This window comes from Moorena sp. SIO3B2 (assembly GCF_010692525.1).
In the GTDB taxonomy this organism is placed as follows: domain Bacteria; phylum Cyanobacteriota; class Cyanobacteriia; order Cyanobacteriales; family Coleofasciculaceae; genus Moorena; species Moorena producens.
The window spans coordinates 1-2,938 of the sequence record NZ_JAAHHE010000591.1 but is presented as its reverse complement, the minus strand read 5'-3'; the positions used below and the strand labels follow the sequence as shown (position 1 = coordinate 2,938).

The 2,938-nt window shown below is 42.2% G+C and carries 3 protein-coding genes; all 3 read left to right on the top strand.

Translation table 11 applies throughout. From position 1 onward, the window contains the following. The coding region (locus tag F6K38_RS38475; RefSeq protein WP_287360198.1) for an ATP-binding protein at nucleotides 1-1,219 on the top strand (1,219 nt) is incomplete at its 5' end. Nucleotides 1,220-1,283: 64 nt separating this feature from the next. Further along, nucleotides 1,284-1,913: an IS607 family transposase gene (locus F6K38_RS38470; protein ID WP_008177576.1), complete on the top strand. Its 630-nt coding sequence runs from the start codon at nucleotides 1,284-1,286 to the stop codon at nucleotides 1,911-1,913. Beyond that, nucleotides 1,900-2,938, top strand: a 1,039-nt coding sequence (locus F6K38_RS38465; protein WP_502708891.1) for an RNA-guided endonuclease InsQ/TnpB family protein, incomplete at its 3' end; no start/stop codon positions are given. The genes F6K38_RS38470 and F6K38_RS38465, both read left to right, overlap by 14 nt.

Below are 2,938 nucleotides of genomic sequence, written 5' to 3'. Positions count from 1 at the left end.
CAATTTACTGGACTTAACCAGTGCTCAAGGTGCAGCAATTTGTTTTGGGGATAATTTTACGGTTATTGGTGAAACCCCTAGTGAAGAAGACCTGAAGTTTTTGGTGCAATGGCTGAAACAGAATGTTAATCAAGAGGTTTTCTATACTGATTCTCTGCCTCGCATTTATCCTGATGCACAACGGTTTAAAGATATTGGTAGTGGCCTGCTAGCCATCCCCATTTCCAAGAGAAACTATGTACTGTGGTTCCGATCAGAGGTGATTCAAACGGTTAATTGGGGGGGTGACCCCAATAAAGCCTTTGAAACAACCCACACAGAGGGGACTTTGCAACTGTCGCCCCGTAAATCCTTTGAACTATGGAAAGAAACCGTTCGCTTAACCTCTTTACCCTGGAAACAGGTAGAAATTAAGACAGCACTGGAACTGAGGAAAGCACTGATTAATATTGTTCTGCGCCAAGCTGATGAATTGGCTCAATTGGCTCAGGATCTAGAACGTTCCAATGCTGAACTGAAAAAGTTTGCTTATGTGGCATCCCATGACCTGCAAGAACCCCTGAATCAAGTGGCGAATTATGTGCAGCTTTTAGAAATGCGCTATAATGACAAGCTTGACGAAGATGCCAGCGAGTTTATTACCTTTGCGGTTGAGGGAGTCAGCCTCATGCAAACCCTAATTGATGATGTGTTGGCTTACTCGAAAGTCGATTTGCAGGGCATTGAGTTTAAACTGACGGAAGTGGAAACGGCCTTAGACCATGCTCTGGCTAATTTGCGGGGACGCATCCGTGAAACTGGAGCAGTGATTACCCATGACCCCTTCCCAACAGTTATGGCTGATAGCACCCAGTTGATGCAACTGTTCCAGAATTTAATCGGTAATGCGATCAAGTTCCGCAGTGAACAGCCACCGGAAATCCATGTGGGGGCAAAACGACTCGAAGATTCATGGCTATTTTCAGTGCAGGATAATGGCATTGGCATTGAACCGCAGTTTAGCGATCGCATTTTCGTGATCTTCCAACGTCTGCACACCCGGGATGAGTATCCTGGCACAGGTATGGGTTTGGCTATATGTAAAAAGATTCTGGAGTGCCACCGGGGCAAAATTTGGGTAGAGTCAGAACTAGGTCACGGTGCCACCTTCTATTTTACAATTCCAGTAAGGGGACGCGAGCGTGAGCGTAGAAACGGAGGTGTAACTATGAGCATTTAATCTTATCAAACCTTGTCATACCTTTACAAATATGTAAGTATAGATTTGTAAAGGTTAAGCTGTTATGAAAAAATATGTCACCCCAAAAGAGGCAGCCCAATATTACGGTGTCTCCATTACAACACTCAGGAGATGGGATAAAGACGGAAGACTTGACAGCATCAGGACTCAAGGGAATCAAAGAAGGTTTTGTGTTGAAGGACAACACACGCAGAGTAAGCCCATTGTCGCTTATGCAAGAGTCTCTACACACTCCCAACGAGACGACCTTGATCGACAAGCTGAATTTTTACGGTCAAAATACCCAAACGCTGAAGTTATTTCAGAAGTTGGATCGGGACTCAATTTTAAACGGCGAAAGTTTCTCAAAATATTGGAACGAATATACAGCTGTGATATCTCGGCATTTGTCATTGCATACCCAGATAGAGCAGTCCGATTTGGATTTCCGTTACTTGAATGGTTGTGCCAAAAAAGTGGAGTTAAACTCTTGGTTCTCAATGAACGTAAATTATCCCCAGAGCAAGAACTCGTCGAAGATATCTTGTCCATCCTCCACTGTTTCTCTGCTAGGCTTTACGGACTCCGAAAATACCAAAAACAAGTCACGAAAGCGGTACAAGAAAAAACCTCGGAATCAGACGGTGAAGTTGACACCCAACAGTGTCTCAAAGATCAGGGTGTTTCCGTCTAAAGAACTTCATAAAATCTGGAAAACTTGGCTTAATGCTTATCGTTGGATCTATAATTGGTCAGTAGCCATGCTTAAAAACGGTTATAAAGGTAGTGCTTATGATTTACAAAAACTAGCGAGAAAAGTTGATAGACCAGATTGGGTAAACCAACTTCCAGGTCATCAATTACAAGAAGCAGTAGCCGATGCAATTGATAGTTTCAAGCAAGCCAAAGCCAATCAGGGTTATGTTAAGTTTAAATCTTGTCGAGAAACAAGGCAAGTTATTAAATTTAAAGCGGGAGACTTCAAAAAAAAATGCTGGTACCCAACAAAAGTAAAAGGCTTGTCTTATCGTTCACCTCAAGGTTTCCCTGAAGAATGCATATATGGAACTCAGTTAGTATGGATTAAAGGGAAATGGTACGGGATTTTTCCGGAATATATTGAACCTATCCCTACTGCTCAGGATAAAGTAATAGCTTTAGACCCAGGCGTTAGAACATTTATTACCGGTTTTGATGGTAAAACTTATGTAGAAATAGGTTCTGGTGATATTGGCAGGATTCAAAGACTCTGTCAGCAACTAGATCGGTTGATGAGTCGTATTGACTTAAGCTCTGCAAAAAGACAGAGACGAGCAATGAAAAATGCTGCTCATCGTTTACGCCAAAAGATTCAAAATCTAATCAAGGACTGCCATAACAAGTCAGCTTCTTTCCTTGTCAATAATTACAAGCTTATCTTTTTACCAACGTTTGAGACATCTGTGATGGTAGTAAAGTCAGCTAGGAAATTAAACAAGAAAACAGCTCGTAACATGCTCACTTGGAGTCACTACAAGTTTCGCCAGCACTTAACTCAAATGGCAGATCGTCATGATGTTTTGGTTGTCTTAGTTAACGAATCTTACACCAGTAAAACTTGCCCAGAATGTGGTCAAATTCACGAAAAATTAGGCGGCAGTAAAAAATTCCAATGCCCAAAATGTGGCTTCTCTTTACCACGGGATTGGAATGGCGCGCGGAACATAATGATCCGCGCTT

Coding starts and splice junctions, on each gene's coding strand:
- F6K38_RS38470 (WP_008177576.1), top strand. CDS start 1,284: ATGAAAAAATATGTCACCCCAAAAGAGGCAGCCCAATATTACGGTGTC.